This window comes from Mycobacterium sp. ZZG, from assembly GCF_054786995.1.
Genome location: NZ_JBTBFV010000159.1, coordinates 1 through 1,326 on the forward strand (window position 1 = coordinate 1; position 1,326 = coordinate 1,326).

Here is a 1,326-nt window from a genome sequence, read left to right on the forward strand (position 1 = left end):
GCTGCCTGCCATAATCGAAGGTATGTTCGAGGGTGTCGAGCCGCGGGAGCTTATCGAGGCGATGGGTTCGGCGGCGCGTGCCGAGTCGGCGGCGATCGCGCAGCGGCTTGAAGCTGTGGCTGTGTTGTTCCACTGTCGCCAGCGTGATTACGCCGATGCCGGCTTTCATCACACCGACGTGTATGAGGCGGTGGCGGCTGAGGTGTCGGCCGCGCAGAACATCAGCCGGTCTCGGTCCAGGAACCAGGTGCAGATGGCGGTGTCGTTGTACACCCGGTTGCCCAAGGTCGCCGAAGCGTTCGCCCGTGGCGATGTCGATTTCCGCATGGTGCAGACGGTGCTGACCCGCACCGAGAACGTTGAGGACGACGTGATCGGCGCTCTCGATGCAGCCATCGCTGCGAGGTTGTCGCGGTGGATGCGGTTGTCCAAGAACAAGCTTCGGGACCGGGTGGATCTGTATGTGGCCGATTTCGATCCGGCTGCGGTGCGGGTGCCGCCGGTGGCCAAGGACAACCGCTACTTTGATGTGACACCGGATGTGCCGGGGATGGCCTTTGCCGGGGGAGTGCTCAATGCCCGCGATGCCGCGGCGCTGGATCAGCGTCTGGAGGCGATCGCTGCCACGGTGTGCGGTAATGACCCGCGCTCGCACAACAATCTGCGGGCCGACGCGGCGGGGGCGTTGGGGCGTGGGGAGTCGAGCCTGATTTGTGAGTGCGGCGCCCAGGATTGCGCGGCGGGGGTGCTGCGGGAGTCCGCGGTGCAGGTGGTCATCCACATCCTTGCCGAGCAGGCCACGGTGGACGGAGACGGCGATAGGGCGGGATACCTGTCGGGGTTCGGGGTGCTGCCGGCCGAGGAGGTTCGTGCCGCGGCCAAGACGGCGAAGCTCACGCCGGTGCGATTGCCTGCCGCCGCACCGGAGAAGGGGTATCGGCCCTCGGCCGGGTTGAAGGATTTCCTGCAGTGGCGGGATTTGACCTGCCGGTTCCCGGGTTGCGACGCCCCGGTGGAGCGCTGCGATGTCGACCATACGACGCGGTGGCCGTTCGGGGTCACGCATGCTTCAGGGCTCAAGCATTACTGCCGTACCCATCATGTGATCAAGACGTTCCTCACCGGGGTGTACGGCTGGCGTGACGAGCAGCGCCGTGACGGCACGGTCGTGCTGACCGCCCCGACTGGGCATGTCTATGTCACCGAACCGCTTGGCGGACTGTTGTTTCCGACCTTGGCGACACCGTCGGCGGCCCTGCCCGATGTTGACGTGCCCGCGGAGGCGCCGGACAAGGCGGCGATGATGCCGCGACGGACCAGAACCCG

The 1,326-nt window shown here is 66.4% G+C and carries 1 protein-coding gene; it reads left to right on the forward strand.

From position 1 onward, the window contains the following. Positions 1 to 61: 61 nt before the first annotated feature. Positions 62 to 1,326, forward strand: a 1,265-nt coding sequence (locus ACXMYJ_RS29120; RefSeq protein ID WP_460359546.1) for an HNH endonuclease signature motif containing protein, incomplete at its 3' end; no start/stop codon positions are given.